Annotated in this window: 16 protein-coding genes; 7 read left to right on the top strand and 9 right to left on the bottom strand. The window is 70.1% G+C overall.

Annotation, left to right across the window (positions count from 1 at the left end):
* Window positions 1–130: 130 nt before the first annotated feature.
* A complete protein-coding gene (locus tag DT074_RS25670) occupies window positions 131–2,149 on the top strand; it encodes an oxidoreductase (RefSeq protein ID WP_119422710.1) in 2,019 nt (672 codons plus the stop codon).
* A 20-nt stretch (window positions 2,150–2,169) separates the two neighbouring features.
* Here DT074_RS25670 and nadC read toward each other — a convergent pair whose 3' ends face one another.
* The 5 genes from nadC to DT074_RS25645 all read right to left on the bottom strand — a co-directional run bounded on the left by nadC (window position 2,170) and on the right by DT074_RS25645 (window position 7,058).
* Window positions 2,170–3,057 (bottom strand): carboxylating nicotinate-nucleotide diphosphorylase, encoded by an 888-nt coding sequence (nadC, locus tag DT074_RS25665; RefSeq protein ID WP_119422709.1) that lies wholly within the window; start codon window positions 3,055–3,057, stop codon window positions 2,170–2,172.
* Between the two features lie 3 nt (window positions 3,058–3,060).
* Window positions 3,061–4,596 carry an L-aspartate oxidase gene (locus DT074_RS25660; protein ID WP_368744904.1) on the bottom strand — a complete coding sequence of 512 codons (1,536 nt, stop codon included), beginning with the start codon at window positions 4,594–4,596 and terminating at the stop codon, window positions 3,061–3,063.
* Window positions 4,593–5,594: a quinolinate synthase NadA gene (gene nadA, locus DT074_RS25655; protein WP_119422708.1), complete on the bottom strand. Its 1,002-nt coding sequence runs from the start codon at window positions 5,592–5,594 to the stop codon at window positions 4,593–4,595. The genes DT074_RS25660 and nadA overlap by 4 nt, the downstream gene beginning before the upstream one ends.
* 134 nt (window positions 5,595–5,728) lie before the next feature.
* The gene (locus DT074_RS25650; protein ID WP_119422707.1) at window positions 5,729–6,640 is read right to left on the bottom strand and encodes an NUDIX hydrolase; all 912 of its coding nucleotides are present in this window, start codon (window positions 6,638–6,640) and stop codon (window positions 5,729–5,731) included.
* A gap of 7 nt (window positions 6,641–6,647) precedes the next feature.
* On the bottom strand, window positions 6,648–7,058 hold the full coding sequence (locus tag DT074_RS25645; RefSeq protein ID WP_119422706.1) for a PaaI family thioesterase: 411 nt from the start codon (window positions 7,056–7,058) through the stop codon (window positions 6,648–6,650).
* A 310-nt stretch (window positions 7,059–7,368) separates the two neighbouring features.
* On the opposite strand from DT074_RS25645, the gene ligD reads away from it, so the two are divergent.
* Window positions 7,369–9,909 (top strand): DNA ligase D, encoded by a 2,541-nt coding sequence (ligD, locus tag DT074_RS25640; protein WP_119422705.1) that lies wholly within the window; start codon window positions 7,369–7,371, stop codon window positions 9,907–9,909.
* Here ligD and ku read toward each other — a convergent pair.
* From ku to DT074_RS25620, 4 genes are all read right to left on the bottom strand, one after another.
* Window positions 9,906–10,787: a non-homologous end joining protein Ku gene (gene ku, locus DT074_RS25635; protein WP_119422711.1), complete on the bottom strand. Its 882-nt coding sequence runs from the start codon at window positions 10,785–10,787 to the stop codon at window positions 9,906–9,908. The genes ligD and ku overlap by 4 nt on opposite strands.
* Before the next feature lie 63 nt (window positions 10,788–10,850).
* Window positions 10,851–11,705, bottom strand: a complete 855-nt coding sequence (locus DT074_RS25630; RefSeq protein WP_119422704.1) for an alpha/beta fold hydrolase — start codon at window positions 11,703–11,705, stop codon at window positions 10,851–10,853.
* Entirely contained in the window at window positions 11,705–12,079 is a 375-nt protein-coding gene (locus DT074_RS25625; protein WP_119422703.1) for a hypothetical protein, read from the bottom strand. Before DT074_RS25625 ends, DT074_RS25630 begins: the two co-directional genes overlap by 1 nt.
* Before the next feature lie 3 nt (window positions 12,080–12,082).
* Complete coding sequence (locus tag DT074_RS25620; protein ID WP_119422702.1) at window positions 12,083–12,886, bottom strand: N-acyl homoserine lactonase family protein; 804 nt, start codon at window positions 12,884–12,886, stop codon at window positions 12,083–12,085.
* A 146-nt stretch (window positions 12,887–13,032) separates the two neighbouring features.
* On the opposite strand from DT074_RS25620, the gene DT074_RS25615 reads away from it, so the two are divergent.
* From DT074_RS25615 to DT074_RS25600, 5 genes are all read left to right on the top strand, one after another.
* Window positions 13,033–13,245, top strand: coding sequence for a hypothetical protein (locus DT074_RS25615; protein ID WP_119422701.1), 213 nt, complete (start codon window positions 13,033–13,035; stop codon window positions 13,243–13,245).
* A 50-nt stretch (window positions 13,246–13,295) separates the two neighbouring features.
* The gene (locus tag DT074_RS25610; protein WP_119422700.1) at window positions 13,296–13,673 is read left to right on the top strand and encodes a hypothetical protein; all 378 of its coding nucleotides are present in this window, start codon (window positions 13,296–13,298) and stop codon (window positions 13,671–13,673) included.
* Window positions 13,670–13,822, top strand: coding sequence for a hypothetical protein (locus tag DT074_RS28320; protein ID WP_162915240.1), 153 nt, complete (start codon window positions 13,670–13,672; stop codon window positions 13,820–13,822). The genes DT074_RS25610 and DT074_RS28320 overlap by 4 nt, the downstream gene beginning before the upstream one ends.
* 206 nt (window positions 13,823–14,028) lie before the next feature.
* Window positions 14,029–14,631: a DsbA family protein gene (locus DT074_RS25605; RefSeq protein ID WP_162915239.1), complete on the top strand. Its 603-nt coding sequence runs from the start codon at window positions 14,029–14,031 to the stop codon at window positions 14,629–14,631.
* Between the two features lie 71 nt (window positions 14,632–14,702).
* A partial coding sequence (locus DT074_RS25600) for an AAA family ATPase (RefSeq protein ID WP_162915238.1) occupies window positions 14,703–16,732 on the top strand: 2,030 nt, incomplete at its 3' end.

Raw genomic sequence — 16,732 nt, 5'->3', positions numbered from 1 at the left:
GTCTGGGCCGACCTGCACTGATCTCGCGCGCGTTGATTTCGGCCGGTTGATGGGCTGATCATGGCGGGCCGCCGGGCAACCGGCGGCCCGCCTGCTTTCGGGCGGACGTCATCGGGGGAAACGACCAAGAATGACCGGCTACCCGCACCTGTTCCGGCCGCTCGATCTCGGCTTCATCCGCCTGCCCAACCGCCTGGTGATGGGCTCCATGCATATGGGCCTGGAAGGTGAGCCGGGCGGCCTGACGCGCCTCGCCGCCTTCTATGCCGAGCGGGCGAGCGCCGGCCTGATCGTCACCGGCGCCTTCGCGCCCAACGCGCTCGGCACGCTGAAGGGCGACAAGGCGATCATGGCGACGCGCGAGGACGCCGCGGCGCATCGGGTGATTCCCGAGGCGGTACACGCTGCCGGCGGCCGTATCGCGCTGCAGCTCGTGCATTCCGGCCGCTATGGCTTCCACAAGGCGATCGTGGCCCCCTCGGCGATCCGCGCGCCGATCAATCCGGGGACGCCGCGCGCCCTCGAGGCCCAAGAGATCGAGGCGATCATCGACGATTTCGCGACATCGACCGCGCTGGCGCGCGAGGCCGGCTATGACGGCGTCGAGCTCATGGGCTCGGAAGGCTATCTGATCACCCAGTTCCTGTGCCGCCGCACCAACCGGCGCGAGGACGAATGGGGCGGCTCGCTCGAAGGCCGCATGCGTTTCGCGCGCGAGATCGTGCGCCGCGCCCGCGCCAAGACCGGCCGCGACTTCCTGCTGCTGTTCCGCTTCTCCGCGCTCGACCTGGTGGACGAGGGCTCGACCGGCGAAGAGATCGTGGCGCTCGCCCGCGCGCTGCAGCAGGACGGCGTCGACATCCTCTCCTCCGGCATCGGCTGGCACGAGGCCCGCATCCCCACCATCTCGCAGGCGGTGCCGACCGGCGCCTTCGCCTTCGCCGTGCGCCGCGTGCGGCAGGCGGTGGAGATTCCGGTGGTGGCCTCGAACCGTATCCACGATGTCGGTGCCGCCGAACGGCTGGTCGCCGAGGGCTTCTGCGACCTGGTGGCGATGGCCCGGCCCTTCCTCGCCGATGGCGAGATCGCCGCCAAGGCGGCGCTGGGCGATGCGGCGGGAATCAATCCCTGCATCGCCTGCAACCAGGCCTGTCTCGACCATTACTTTGGCAGCGAATCGACCTCCTGCGTGGTCAATCCGCGCGCCGGGCGCGAGACCGAGCTCGCCCTGGCGCCGGCATCGACGGCCAAGCGCATCGCCGTGATCGGCGGCGGGCCGGGCGGCCTGATGGCGGCCGCGGCGGCGGCGGAGCGCGGCCACAAGGTGACGCTCTATGAAGCGGCCGACCGGCTGGGCGGCCAGTTCAATCTCGCCGCCGCCGTGCCCGGCAAGGCGGTGTTCGCCGACAGCGTCGGCTATTTCGCCGAGCGGCTGCGCCGTGCCGGCGCCGAGATCCGGCTCGGTGCCGCCGTGCGCGGCCCGGCCGACCTGAACGGCTGCGAGGCTGTCGTGCTGGCAGCCGGCATCCATCCGCGCCGGCCGGATATTCCCGGCATCGGGCGCAGCAACGTCGTCGGCTATGGCGATGTCCTGGCCGGCCGCGCCAAGGTCGGCAACCGCGTCGCCATCCTCGGTGCCGGCGGCATCGGCTTCGACGTCGCGCTGCATCTGGCCGAACAGGGCAGCCATGCCGAGACCGATGCCGAAGCTTTCGCCGATTTCTGGGGCATCGATTCCGGCGCCGCCACGGTTGGCGGCCTGAAGGCGCAAGGCCCGGCCAGGCTCGCCTCCCCGCACAAGATCACCATGCTGAAGCGTTCGACCGGGCGGTTCGGCGCCGGCCTCGGCAAGTCGACGGGCTGGGTGCATGTGCTGGTGCTGCAGCGTGCCGGCGTGCGCATGATCGGCGGCGTCAGCTACGAACGGATCGACGATGCCGGCCTGCACATCACGGTCGACGGCAAGCCCGAGGTGATTCCCGCCGACACCGTGGTCGTCTGCACCGGGCAGGAGCCGGCGAACGGGCTCGCGGCCGCGCTCGCGCCGCTCGGCGTGCCGGTCCACGTGATCGGCGGCGCGAAGCAGGCCGCCGGCCTCGACGCCAAGCGCGCGATGGAAGAAGCCTTCCGCCTCGCCGCGACGCTGTAGGGCGCTACAGCGCCCAGGAATCACAAGGCCCAGGCCGCTTCGCGCTCCTGGTGGTCGAGGCCGATATCCAGCACCGCCGCGCTGTGGGTCAGCCAGCCGATCGAGATCAGGTCGACGCCGCTCGCCGCGACGGCGGGCGCGGTCGCCAGCGTGATGCGGCCGGAGGCCTCGGTCACCGCGCGTCCGTCGACCATGCGCACCGCCTGCGCGAGCTCTGCCGGCGTCATGTTGTCGAGTAGCACGGCGTCGACGCCGGCATCCAGCGCTTCGTCGAGCTGTGCCAGCGTGTCGACCTCGACCTCGATCTTGACCATGTGGCCGATCGCGGCGCGGGCGCGTCCGACCGCCGGGCGGATGCCGCCGGCGACGGCGATGTGGTTGTCCTTGATCAGGATGCCGTCATCGAGCCCGAAGCGGTGGTTGGCGCCGCCGCCGACGCGCAGCGCGTATTTCTGCGGGCCGCGCAGTCCCGGCATGGTCTTGCGCGTGCAGGTGATGCGCGCCTTGTGGCCGCGCACCGCGTCCACCACCGCGGCGGTGGCGGAGGCGATGCCGCTCAGGTGGCAGAGAAAGTTGAGCGCGACGCGCTCCGCCGTCAGCATGCCGCGCGCCGGCCCGGCGACGGTGGCGATCAGGTCGCCGGGCTCGAGCGCGCTGCCGTCCGGGCGCTCCACCATCACCTCGATGCGCGGATCGACCAGCCGGAAGGCGAGCCGTGCCAGGTCGAGCCCGGCGACCACGCCTTTCTGGCGCGCGACCAGCGCGGTCACCGCATGGGCGTCGGCCGGCACGATCGCATCCGAGGTGATGTCGCCGGCACGGCCGAGATCCTCCAGCAGCGCGGCCCGCACCAGCGGCTCCAGCATGATGGCGGGGAGCGGCGGCACCGAAAGGGCAGGCTCGGACATGTCTCAATCTCCCATGGCAATCGCGGCGCCGGCGAGGGGCGGGGCCAGTTCGTCGAGATGCAGTTCGCTGCGCCGGGGCGGGCCGGGCGCATGGTTGGGGAAGTCGCTGCGGCAATGGCCGCCGCGGCTCTCCTCGCGCCGCAGCGCCGCGGCGGCGATGAACAGGCCCACCAGGACCGGATCGGCCGAGGGCCCGTTGCCGAAGGCGAGCGGACGCAGCGCCGCGATCGCGGTGGCGAGCCCCTCCCGGTCGCGCAGCAGGCCGAGCCGGTCGGAGACGATGCCGCGCACCAGCTTCGCATTCGCCGCCGGCGGCAGGCGGTCGGCGCGCCAGGCGCCGGCGCGGCGCGGCGGCTGACCGGCCATGCTTTCCGCTACCCAGCCGGCCGTGACGACGGCCTCCAGCAGCGAGTTGCTGGCCAGCCGGTTGGCGCCGTGCAGGCCGGTCGAGGCGGCCTCCCCGCAGGCCCAGAGTCCCGCCACGCTGCTCTGCCCGGCCGCGTTCACGGCGATGCCGCCCATGTGGTAATGCGCCGCCGGCCGCACCGGGATCGGTGCCGTGGCAGGATCGATGCCGGCGGCGCGGCAGGCAGCGGCGATGCCAGGAAAGCGAGCGGCGAAGCGGTGGCCGAGCGCGGCGCGCGCATCCAGGAACACGCCGCGCCCCTGCGCCTGCCTGCGCCAGACCTCACGCGCCACCACGTCGCGCGGGGCAAGCTCGGCGCCCGCCACATCGGCCATGAAGCGCTCTCCCGTCTCGTCGATCAGGATCGCGCCTTCGCCGCGCACTGCCTCGCTGACCAGCGGCATCGGATCGCGGCCGATATCCAGCGCGGTCGGATGGAATTGCACGAATTCCATATCGGCGAGCGCGGCGCCGGCCCGGGCCGCGAGCGCAAGGCCCTGCCCGACGGCACCGAGGGGGTTGGTGGTATGGCGGTACAGCGCGCCGAGGCCACCGGTCGCGATGACGACGCGCCGTGTCGGTATGTAGAAGGGGCCGAGCGGACCCTGGGCCGCCACGCCCGCGATGGCGCCGTCGGCGACGACCAGCCGCCGCGCGTCGGCCGGCTCGATGACGGTGACCGAGGGCGCCCGCCGCACGGCCGCGACCAGGGCGCGCACGATCTCCCGGCCGGTGCCGTCGCCCTCGGCATGCACGATGCGGCGGCGCGAATGCGCGGCTTCCAGGCCGAGCTGCAGCCGGTCGGCACCGTCGCGGTCGAATCGCGCACCGAGGCGCAGCAGGGTCATGATCGCTGCCGGTGCCGCCTCTGCAACACGGCTTGCCGTCGCGGTGTCGACCAGGCCGTCGCCTGCGGCGATGGTATCGGCGGCATGCAGCGCCGGCTCGTCGTCGGCCCCGATCGCCGCGGCGATCCCGCCTTGTGACAAAGCGCTGGCGGCGCCGCTGCCGAGCGGCTCGCGCGCCAGCACGACCACCGGCTCCGGCGCCATCTGCAGCGCCGTCGCCAGCCCGGCAAGGCCGGCGCCGATGATGACCGGACGGCCGGCGAGGTCGAGCCGGATCGGGATCACGGCTGGACCTCCAGCATGCGCTCGACCGCGCGCCGCGCAGGCCCGGCGACATCCGGATCGATCGTCACCTGGTGCCGCATGGTCTCCAGCGCCCGGCGGATCTTGGCCAAGGTGATCCGCTTCATATGCGGGCACAGGTTGCAGGGCCGGACGAAGTCGATCTCCGGATACTGCACGGCGACGTTGTCGCTCATCGAGCACTCGGTCACCAGCACCACGCGCGGCGGCCGCTTGGCACCGACATAGCCCGCCATGGCGGCGGTCGATCCGGCGAAATCCGCTTCCGCCACCACCTCGGGCGGGCATTCCGGATGCGCCAGCACGACGATTCCGGGATGCTGCTCGCGGAAGGCGCGGATATCGGTCGCGGTGAAGCGCTCGTGCACCTCGCAATGGCCGGCCCAGGTGACGATCTCGACGCCGGTTTCGCGCGCGATGTTCTGCGCCAGGTACTCGTCCGGCAGCATGATGACGCGGGGTACGTTGAGGGATTCGATCACCTTTCTGGCGTTGCCGGAGGTGCAGCAGATATCGGATTCCGCCTTCACTGCGGCCGAGGTGTTGACATAGGTGACCACCGGCACGCCGGGCCAGCGCTGGCGCAGCAGGCGGATGTCGGCGGCGGTGATCGAGGCGGCGAGCGAGCAGCCGGCTTCGAGATCGGGGATCAGCACCGTCTTCGCCGGGTTCAGCAGCTTCGCCGTCTCGGCCATGAAATGCACGCCGGCCAGCACGATCACCTCGGCATCGACCTTCGTCGCCTCGCGCGCCAGCGCCAGGCTGTCGCCGACGATGTCGGCGACGCCGTGGAAGATCTCCGGCGTCTGGTAATTGTGCGCCAGCACGACGGCGTTGCGGTGGCGCTTCAACTCGACGATGGCGTCGATATCAGACGCGAAGGCGGGCCACTCGAATTCTGGGATCACATGGCGCAGGCGGTCGAAGATCGGCGCGGTGCGGGCAAGCGCGGCGGGGGAGGGAATGACGGTTTCGGACATGGGTCACCTATATGCTCGTGATGAGCATTTATGAGCGCCGAAAAAGACGGGCGGCGATTGCCCGTCGCGACTTATGCTATCTCTGAGTATAAGTGAGTCAAGTGGAGATTCGTATCCACAATGTCGCGCTGTGGTCAGATCGGGCGGGCGATGGGCAGCTTGCTGCCGGCAACGGCGCGCTCCGCCACCACCTCGCGGCGGAAGCGGTAGAGCTTGGCCGGGCGGCCGCCGGTCTCGGTGGAGATCTGGCCGGTCTCCTCGACCAGGCCTTGGGTGTCGATCAGGCGGCGGAAGTTCTGCTTGTGCAGCTGTTGGCCGGCCAGTGCCTCCACCGTCCGCTGCAGCTGCAGCAGGGTGAAGGCCGGCGGCATCAGCTCGAACACGACGGGGCGGTACTTGATCTTGGCGCGCAGGCGGGCGATGCCGGTGGCCAGGATCCGGCGATGGTCGTGCACCATCGCCTCACCGGGAATCGCCTCGCCGCCGGTTGAACGGCGGCGGCGCGCTTCCGGCACCAGGGCGGCCTCGAACAGCAGCTCGTAGCGCTGCAGCACCAGCTCTTCGTTCCACGGCGCGGCGCCGAAGGTGAGGTCGATGCGCTGGCCGCGCGCCTTCCGCGCCACCGCGTCGGGCGCCCGCCTGGCCCAGTCGCGCAAGCCCGGCAGGATCAGGCGCGCGACCAGCTTGGGCGGGCCGTCGCGCCAATCCTCCCAGGGAAAGTATCGATACCAGCCGCGCCACCCGGGTGCCGTACCGCCTGCCGGCGCTTCCGCCTCGCGCGTGAGGCCGAGATAGCTGATCGAGACGATGCGACCGCCATCGTGCACGCGGTCGCGGTCGGCGAAGGTATAGAGCTGCTCGACATAGCCGAGCGGATGGTGCGTCTGCTTCTCTACCCACGCCCGCAGCCCCATCTGCAGGGTGCGGTGGCCGGATTCGAACGAGCCCGAGGGCAGCGCCTTGCCGGAACGCAGCGTCAGGATGCGCGGCTCCTCCGCGGTCACCGCGACCACCACGGCGGTCAGCTCGATGGCGATGCCCGGCATCAGCTTCTCATCCGCGGAACACCCCGTTGGCGCGATAGACGGGGGTCAGGCCGACGCGAAACAGGCACTGCGCGATATAAGTGCGTCCGTCCATATGCACCACCTCGCCGGCGCCCTCGACCCAATCGCCGAGCCGCGCCGGCGCCAGGCTGTCGCCGCTCAGCGAGATCGTGCTGACGAAGCCGAGCGCCTCGTTCTGCGCGCGCCCGGTCACGATCAGCAGCAGGTCGGCGGCAAAGGCCAGCATGCCGGCATGGCATTGTTCGGCGCCGTCGAGATGCCGCCGCTCGACATGGAAGCCGACGCGGACCGGATCATGGGCGAGAAGGAGGGGGCCGTTGGCCCCGGCGAAGGCGACGCTGTCGAAAGCCTGGGTGAAGCCCGACGGAACGCATGCAGGCCGGATTTCTTGTTGCATGGCCGGACGCTGCCGCCCCGTGCACCGCCCGTCAACCTTGTGACGATGCGCACAATCCGCCGGCACAGGCGGCCCGTAGACAGGGCATCAAAGCGAGATTGCTTTCGCGGCGCGCCCGGCGGACCCCCAGATCCCCTCCCCCCAAGCCGGGCGCGTCGCACACAGCCCCACCGGACCCTTCCCTCCGGTGGGGCTGTCCATTGCGCGCCACCGCCGGAGAAGACCTATTCTGGTCAGCTGCAGGAAGGTTGGGGCTCGGGAACTGGTCTCCGAAGCGCCGCGTTTCCCCTCGTTGTCCGGAGGGTGACCGATGCCATCGTCGTTGCAGACCTATCACCGGAAGCGCGACTTCAGGTCGACCGCGGAGCCGCGCGGGCGCGTCGGGCCGAAGCGACGGCGCGGGCTTCGCTTCGTCGTGCAGCGCCACGATGCCACGCGCCTGCACTACGATTTCCGCCTGGAGCATGATGGCGTCTACAAATCCTGGGCGGTGACCAAGGGCCCCTCGGCCTCGCCCGCCGACAAACGCCTTGCGGTCGAGGTGGAAGACCATCCGCTGGAATACGGCGAGTTCGAAGGCGTCATCCCGAGCGGCTACGGCGCCGGGGTGGTGCAGCTCTTCGATCGCGGCGTCTGGGTGCCGGAGGAAGGCACCGATATCGCCAAGGCGCTGAAGGCCGGCAAGCTGAAGTTCCAGCTCGAGGGCGAGCGCCTGCAGGGAGGCTGGACGTTGGTGCGCATGCGCCGGCGCGACGCCGAGAAGCGCAACAACTGGCTTCTGATCAAGGAGAAGGACGCGGCGGCAAGCGACGATCCCGATGCCTTCATCGCCGAGGAGACCTCGGTCAAATCCGGCCGCACGCTGGAGAAGATCGGCAAGCGCCTCTCCGGCAAGCGCGCCGTCGCGGCGCAGGTGGGCGACACGGTCTGGGACAAGCAGGGCGCGCGGCGCGCCACGGCGCGCGAAGCCGCCGAGCCCAGGCCCAAACCGAAGACGGCGCAGGCGTCGCGCAAGCGCAAGGTCTCTGCCATGCCGGAATTCGTCGCGCCGCAGCTCGCGCGCCTCGCCGAGGCGCCGCCCGCTGGCAAGACATGGCTGCACGAGATGAAGTTCGACGGCTATCGCATCCAGGCCCGTATCGAGGGGGGCAAAGTCGTGCTGCGCTCGCGCAACGGCCTCGACTGGACCGGCCGTTTCGGCGCCATCGCCCGCCAGCTCGCGGGGCTGCCGGACTGCCTCATGGACGGCGAGATCATCGCTCTGGGACCTGAGGGTGTCGCCGATTTTGCGCGGCTGCAGGACGCGTTGCGGGCGAAGAAGACCGACCAGCTCCGCTATTTCGTGTTCGATCTGCTGTTCGTCGATGGCGAGGATCTGCGCGCGCAACCGCTCCAGCGGCGCAAGGCGCGGCTGCAGCACCTGCTGCAGAAAGAAAAGATGCCGCTGGTGCAGCTGAGCGAGCATTTCGACGTGCCGGGCGCGACGCTGATCGAAAGCGCCTGCCGCATGAAGATGGAGGGCATCGTCTCCAAGCGCGCCGACGCACCCTATCGCTCCGGCCGCGGCGACGCCTGGATCAAGGCGAAATGCCGCGGCGGGCAGGAAGTGGTGATCGGCGGCTGGCGCGGTACCAGCCGGTTGCGCTCGCTCCTCGTCGGCGTCCGCGAAGGCGGCGAGCTCGCCTATGCCGGCCGGGTCGGCACCGGCTTCGACGCCGCGACCGCCGCCGATCTGGAGAGACGGCTCAAGCCGCTGAAGCGCACATCCTCGCCCTTCACCGCCGGCGCGCCGCCGAGGCTTGCCGATCTGCACTGGGTCGAGCCGCGCCTCGTCGCCGAGGTGGAGTTCGCCACCTGGACCAAGGACGGGCTGCTGCGGCAGGCGAGCTTCAAAGGCGTGCGCGAGGACAAGCCCGCCCGCGAGATCACCCGCGAGAAGCCGCAGGCCGTGTCAGACGTGAAGTCGAAGCGCCGGACGAATCCGAAGCTGTCCAAGCCCGAGAAGGTGCTGTGGCCGGCGGCCGACACGCATGACGCCGTCACCAAGGCCGATCTCGCCGCCTACTACGAACTGGTGGCGACCCGTCTGTTGCCACATGTCGGCAACCGGCCCGTCTCGTTGGTCCGCCTGCCCGACGGCATCGAGGGCCAGCGCTTCTTCCAGCGCCATGGCATGGCAGGGATGGACCTGCCGACCATCAAGGTTTCGGGCGACAAGCAGCCCTACATCACCATCACTTCCGCGGAGGATCTGCAAGCGCTGGCCCAGGCGGCGGCGCTGGAGCTGCATCCTTGGGGCTGCCGCCCGAACGAGCCGGAGATTCCCGACCGTTTGATCTTCGATCTCGATCCCGACGAGGGCCTCGACTTCGCCGAAGTGGTGGAGGCCGCGAAAACGCTCCGCGCTCGGCTCGAGGGGCTGGGTGCCACAACCTTCATCAAGACGACCGGCGGCAAGGGCCTGCACGTCGTCGTCCCGATCACCGGCCCGAAATCCAAGCCGCCCGACTGGGACGCGGCGAAGGCCTTCACCCAGTCGATCGCGCAGGCGATGGCGAAGGCGGAGCCGAAGCGCTTCGTCGCCACCATGTCGAAGGCGAAGCGGCGTGGCCGCATCTTCATCGACTACCTGCGCAACGGCCGCAGCGCGACCGCCGTCGCGCCGTGGTCGCCGCGGGCGCGCCCCGGGGCCACCATCTCCTGTCCGATCGCCTGGTCTGCCGCCACGCGCCGGCTCGACCCGAAGGCATTCAACATGGGAAAGGTGAAGGCGCTCCTGGCGAAACCGGACCCCTGGGCGGAGTTTGATCGCGCCGCCGTCGCGCTCGCCGACCTGGCGAAGCAGCGCTAGCGCGCGGCCCGCCGCTTCTTGGGCGTGGATTTTGCGCGCCTCGTCGCGGCGCGGCGCGGCGCCGATTTGGCGGCGGTCTTGGGCCGGCTCGCCGCGCGCCCCTTGCCGGCAAGGCTTTTCTTCAGCGCGTCCATCAGGTCGATCACGTTGGATTCCGCCGGCGGCGCCGCCTGCACCGTGCCGTCGTCGCCGCCATCGCTCTGGCGCTCCTCGATCAGCGCGCGCAGCGCATCTTCGTAGCGGTCGCGGAACCGGCTCGGATCGAACGGGCCTTCCTGCTGCTCCACGATCTTCAGCGCGATCTCGACCATCTTCTTGTCGGGCTTCACGGCAGGAATGTCATCGAACATCTCTTCCGGATCGCGCACCTCGTCGTGATTGCGCAGCGTATAGGCGATCATGCCCTTGCCGCGCGGCTCGATGGCGATCTGGCGCTCGTGGTTGTGCAGCACCACGCTGCCGAGCGCCAGCTGGCCCGCATTCTCCATCGCCTGGCGGATCACCGCATAGGCCTCCACCGCCACCTTGCCGTTCGGTACCAGAAACAGCGGATCGTCCCAGTAGATGCGATCGATGGAATCGACCGATACGAAGCGATCGATTTCGATGGTCTTGGTCGCCTCCAGCCGGACGGATTCGAAATCCTCCTTGTCCAGCACGATGTACTGGTCCTTCTCCACCTCGTAGCCCTTGACCAGGTCGCTCCGCTCCACTGGGCCGATCTCCGGATCGGTCGGGATCATGCGGATACGATTCATGGTGTCCTTGTGCAGGAGATGGAACGATATGTCGCGTGTGCGCGTCGTGGCGGTGTAGAGCGAGACCGCGCAGGTCACCAGCGACAGCTTGAGATGTCCTTCCCATAACGGGCGCGGCATGGCGGGCTCCCCGACGACGATCGACAACCGGGAGAAACGGTTATCGACCTGCGCCGGTTCCCGTCAGCGCGACCCGCGAATCTGCGCCAGCACCGGCTTCAGATAGGAAAGGAACAGGTCCGGATTCTCGCTCATGGGGAAATGCCCGAGCTTCGGCATGACCTGGTACTTGACGCCGGGAATCAGGTCGGCCGCCGCCTGCGTGTCCTGCGGCGCCACCGAGTAATCGTATTCGCCGGTCAGCAGGTAGAGCGGGCACTTCGTCACGTCGATGCGGCCCAACCGGTCGCGGATATCGCCGTCCTCGCCGCGATAGAAGTAGAGATCGCCTTTGAAGATGCCGGGCCCGCCCTGCATGTAGTGCCAGAGCGTCTCCCAGCGATCGGCATCCGGCGAGGTCGGCGCCATCAGGCCGGAGACCACGGCGGCGGAGGCCTCGGCCCCATGCACTTCAGGATGGTGCAGCCAGTCGAGCTCGTAATAGCGCTCGATCGCCGCGCCGGATTGCAGGCCGATGATGGCGCGGAACTCGCTTGGATGCTCCATCGCCAGCACCAGCGCGATGCGCCCGCCGATCGAGCAGCCCATCACGACGGGCTTCTCCAGCTGCAGCGCGCGCGACACGGTCAGCACCATGTCGCTGTAGGTCTTCGTCGTGAGCTTGTACTCCTCGGTCTCGAAGCCCGGCGGCGGCGAGGACTTGCCGTGCCAGGGCATGTCGAACACGATGACGCGGAAGTCGCGGGTGATCTCGGGATCGTTCAGCAGGCCGCGATATTGCCGCCCGTCCGATCCCGCGGTGTGCAGGCAGAGCATAGGAATGCCTTGCCCCGCTTCCTCCCAGTAGATGCGGTGCGGCCGGCCCTCGAAGTCGAGGCGCATGTAGCGGCCGGTGACCGGCTCGATCTCCACGTTCATCACCGCGCCTCCACCGGCCGCAGCAGCGCGAACAGCCGCTTGATGTAGAACAGATAGCTCGCCAGCAGCTTGGTATCGCCCTCGATGCGGATGTGCCGGAAGCGCCGCATGGCGAACAGGTCGTGATATCCTGGCGGCGGCACGGCCTCGATGTGCTTCGACCACGCCTCCGTGCTGGCACGCAAGGTGATGTCGGTGCGCGGCATGATCAGCGGGCCCTTGGTCACCCGCGCCACCTCGCCCTTGTCGATCTCGATCAGCCAGTCGTCGTCGCCGTCGCCGACCAGGATGGCGCAGGCAAAGTCGCGGCCGAAGCGCGCGAGATGCTTGTCGCCGCGGCTGATCTGGCGCAGGCGGTCGAGCGGCAGCGCCATGGCTCAGCCCTCCTTCGGCCCGAGATCCAGGCGGCAGGCGATACCCTCCAGGCCCGGCTTCGAGGCGGGGTAGAGCGCCAGCACCTTGGGATCATGGCCGGGGATCACCTGCTCCTGCGAATCCGCGAGCTTTCTCAGCGTGCCGTAGCCCTCGATCATCTTCATCACGTCGAGCACGATCGGGAACGGCCGCACCTCGTTCATGTTGGCGTAGAAATGGCTGGCATCGGAGGCCAGCACCAGCCAGCCGCGCTTGGTCCAGACGCGGACCACCTGCAGCCCGGCGGTGTGGCCGCCGATGTGATGCACGGAAAGCCCGGGCGCCAGCGTCTCCTCGCCGTCATGGAAGCAGACGCGGCCGCCGTACACGTGCCGCACCATCAGGCAGGCATCCTCCACCGAGAAGGGATGGCGCAGCGGCGCGTGACACATGCAGCGGCCGGTGACATAGGCCATCTCGCTGTCCTGGATGTGGAAGCGCGCCTTCGGGAACTTGTCCAGGTTGCCGGCATGGTCGTAATGCATGTGGGTGACCACGACGTCGGTGACGGCGTTCGGGTCAAGGCCCAGCATGCTGAGGCTCGCGGCCGGGCAGCGGATGTGCTCACGGCTCCGCGCCTTCGCGGTCTCCGCCGAGAAGCCGGTATCGATCACGAAGGTGCCGCCGGGCCCCGTCACCACCCAGACGAAGAAGTCGAGCGGCATCGGCCCGTCATGCGGATCGCCGCCGATGAAATTCTCGCGCGCCTGGCGGACATGGTGAGCGTATTTCAGCGCGTGCACCTCATAGGGCTGCGGCGTGGACATTTGTCGTTCCCTCCCACGGGTCTTCGTGGCCGCCACATTGCGCGACGGCATGGCTGCCATGCAACAGGTCGCGTGGAAGTGATGGGCGCGCGCCGTGCCCGCGCACTAGCTCAATCGAACAGCGTTCACCGCCGAAGGGGATCTCCGTGCGCCGCACCGGTCTTACGCTCCTGACCTCCGCCGCGCTTCTGTCGCTCGCCGCCTGCGCCTCGGGCGGCGACGCCGAAACGCGCGCGCGCGACCGCTGCCTGCAAGGCGGCGCCAAGCCGAACACGCCCGAACTGCAGCAATGCATCCGCGACACCGAGTCGTGGATGGAGCAGAACCGGCGGCTGCAGCAGCGCATCTACACGCAATAGGCCGGCGCCGGGGGCTGTCTTTGGGTGGCCGCCTTCGGGCGGCTTGCGAAATGGCGCGCTTGCCCCAGATTCCGGGCATGCACCGATTGCCCATTGCCGCCAGTGTCGTTACCGCCCTGCTGACCCTGGCTGCCGCCGGGGTGTGGGCGGAGCCGCTCGGCGCCTATCCGCCCGGCATGTCGGGCGGGCGCGTGCCGCTCGGCGCCTACCCGCCCAACCGGCCGGCCGAACTGCCCAATCCGGCGGGGCCGCCGCCCGCGCCGCCGGCCCTGGCGGACGACCGGGCGAATTACTGCCTGCGCAACCCGACGGTCTGCAACGTGCGCGAGCCCGAGACATACGACTACATCATCGATCGCCAGAAGGCGTTCGAGCAGCGCATGCGGGATATCGAGCGCGAGATCGAGCGCTCGCGCACGCCGCAATGAAGCCCAAGGACGAAGCGGCCGAGGCCGCAGCGCGCCGCCGCCGGCTGGCCGAAGCTCTGCGCGACAACCTCAAGCGCCGCAAATCGCAGTCGCGCCGCCGGGCCGAGGGGGAGGCGTCGCCGGCGGCCCGCGACCCGAAGCGTGACTGACCGCACGCCTCGCGCCATCGTGCCTCGCGCTCACGCGCCCGGGAGGGCAAATTGCCGCCCGGCGGCTGCCGCGTTTTGCCGCCCCGAAGCCGCCGCCTTCGCGCGCTAATCCTCTGCCGCGCTCTGTTGTGGAGACCGAAATGACCGCCTATAGTCCGCCCACAAGATATAGTGGTTCCAGTGGAATGAGCCTACGAAAGCTACTGTTGCTGGCCATCGCCGCGGCCGGTTTCGCCGCCGCCCCGGCCACCGCCCGGGCCGAGATCAAGCCGGACACGGCCGATCTGGTCTATGGCCGCGCCGATGCGCCCGTCACCATCGTCGAATATGCGGCGCTGACCTGCCCGCATTGCGCGCAATTCCATTCTGAAGTGCTGCCGGAGCTGAAGAAGCGCTATATCGACACCGGCGCGGTCAAGCTGGTCTTCCGCGATTTCCCGTTCGAAGGGCTGGGCTTGCGCGCCCATATGCTGGCGCGCTGCGCCGGTCCGGAGCGCCGGGTCGGCTTCATGGACGTGCTGTTCAAGCAGCAGAAGGCCTGGACCGGCGCAGGAGACCCGATCAAGGCGCTGCAGCAGGTCGCCAAGATCGGCGGCATCGGCGAGGCCGATTTCCAGGCCTGCATGACCTCCAAGCCGGTCGAGGAAGCGGTGCTGAAGAACCGCATGGAAGGCGAGCAGAAGGACAACGTGAAGTCCACGCCGACCTTGTTCGTCAACGGCCAGCGCTTCACCGGAGACCGTACTGTCGAGGGCTTCGCCAAGATCCTCGACCCGCTGCTGAAGGATTGGAAGGCCAAGTCGGGCTGACCGGCGCCGGGCGATCCGGGCGGGTGGACTGACGTCGGTCTGTCGTTGCGTTTCAAGGGGAGGGGTACCGCGTGCAGTTCACCCAGCTTCGCCTGGCCGGATTCAAGTCGTTCGTCGAGCCGACCGAGGTGCCGATCGAGCCGGGCCTGACCGGCATCGTCGGCCCGAACGGCTGCGGCAAGTCGAATCTGGTCGAGGCGCTGCGCTGGGTGATGGGCGAGACCTCGGCCCGCCGCATGCGCGGCGGCGCCATGGATGACGTCATCTTCGCCGGCACCACGGCGCGGCCGGCCCGCAACCTGGCCGAAGTCACGCTCCGCATCGACAACGCCGACCGCAAGGCGCCCAACCCGTTCAACGATGTCGGCGAGCTCGAGATCACCCGCCGGATCGAGCGCGAATACGGCTCCACCTACAAGGTCAACGGCCGCGAGGTGCGTGCCCGCGACGTGCAGCTGCTGTTCGCCGATCTCGCCACCGGCGCGCATTCGCCGGCGATGGTCAGCCAGGGCCGCGTCGGCGCCCTGATCAACGCCAAGCCGGCCGACCGGCGCGCGCTGCTGGAAGAGGCAGCCGGCATCACCGGCCTGCACAGCCGCCGGCACGAGGCGGAGCTGCGCCTGCGGGCGGCGGAGCAGAACCTGGCCCGCCTGACCGATGTGATGCAGCAGATGGACGTGCAGCTGCAGGGCTTGAAGCGCCAGGCCCGGCAGGCGACGCGCTACCGCAATCTCTCCGGCCATATCCGCCGCGCCGAAGGCCTCGCCTTCCACCTGCGCCATGCCGCCGCGACCGCGGCGTTGGAGCATGCGCGCAGCGCCTTGGCCGAAGCCGAGCGGGCCATGGCCGAGCGCACCGCGGCAGCGGCGCAGGCCGGCACCGCCCAGGCCGAAGCGGCCACCGCCCTGCCGCCGCTCCGCCAGTCCGAGGCCGAAGCGGCGGCCCGGCTGCAACGCCTGCTGGTCGCCCGCGAGACCCTGGACCAGGAGGAGCGCCGCCAGGAAGCCGAGAGCGAGGCCCTGGCCGCCCGGCTGGCCCAGGCGACGGCCGATCTCGCCCGCGAGGAGAAGCTGCGCCAGGAAGGGGCCGAGACTTTGGCGCGGCTGCAGAACGAAACGGCGGCGCTGACGGCGGCCGGCGCGGGCGAAGTGGAGCGCGAGGCCGAAGCCCGTGCCGCGCTGGAGGCCGCCGAGCAGCGCCAGCGCGAGGTCGAGGCCGAGCTCGATCGCCTGAACGCCGCCGTGGCGCGCGAGACGGCGGAGCGCAACCGGCTGGCCCAGGATCTCGCCGGCATCGATCGCCGTCTGGAGCGGCTCGCGGCGCGCGGCAACGAGGCCGAGCAGGAACAGGCGCGGCTCGGCGCCAATGCCGGCGATGACGAGGCGGCCAAGGCCGCGGCTGCCGAGGCCGAACGGCTCGACGCCGTGCTCACCGGCGCGCGCGAGGCGCTGGCCGCTGCCGAGCGCGACCTCGAGTCGGCCACCCAGGCCGACCGCCTGGCGACGCAAGCCCTGCGCGAGGCCGAAGGGCGCGAGACCCGCCTGGCGGCGGAGGAGCGCGGCCTCGCCCGGCTGCTCTCGGTCAGCGAAGGCGATCTCTGGCCGCCCCTGATCGACGCGCTGACGGTGACGCCCGGCTTTGAGGTGGCGCTGGCGGCGGCGCTCGGCGACGATCTTCGCGCCGGCACCGACACGGTCGCGCCGCTGCACTGGACCCAGCTGCCGCCTTATGACGAAACCGCGCCGCTGCCCGATGGCGTCACGCCGCTCGCGCAATATGTCTCCGCGCCGGGGACGCTGGCGCGCCGCCTCGCCCAGATTGGCCTGATCGACGAGGCCGACGGCGCCCGGCTGCAGCCGCTGTTGCGCCCGGGCCAGCGCCTGGTCAGCCGCAATGGCGGCCTGTGGCGCTGGGACGGCTACACCATGAAGGCCGGCACGCCGACGCCGGCGGCGATGCGGCTGGAGCAGCGCAACCGGCTCGGCGACCTGCGCTCGCAGCTGGCAGCGCTGGCGGCCGATGTCGCCCAGGCGCGCGCGGCGCAGGGCGCCGCGGCCGAGCGCGCGGCGCTGGCTCGCGAGGCGGAATCGAGCCATCGCCG

The organism is Desertibaculum subflavum (assembly GCA_003576705.1).
In the GTDB taxonomy this organism is placed as follows: Bacteria; Pseudomonadota; Alphaproteobacteria; order Ferrovibrionales; family Ferrovibrionaceae; genus Desertibaculum; species Desertibaculum subflavum.
This window is presented reverse-complemented; position numbering and strand designations above follow the sequence as displayed.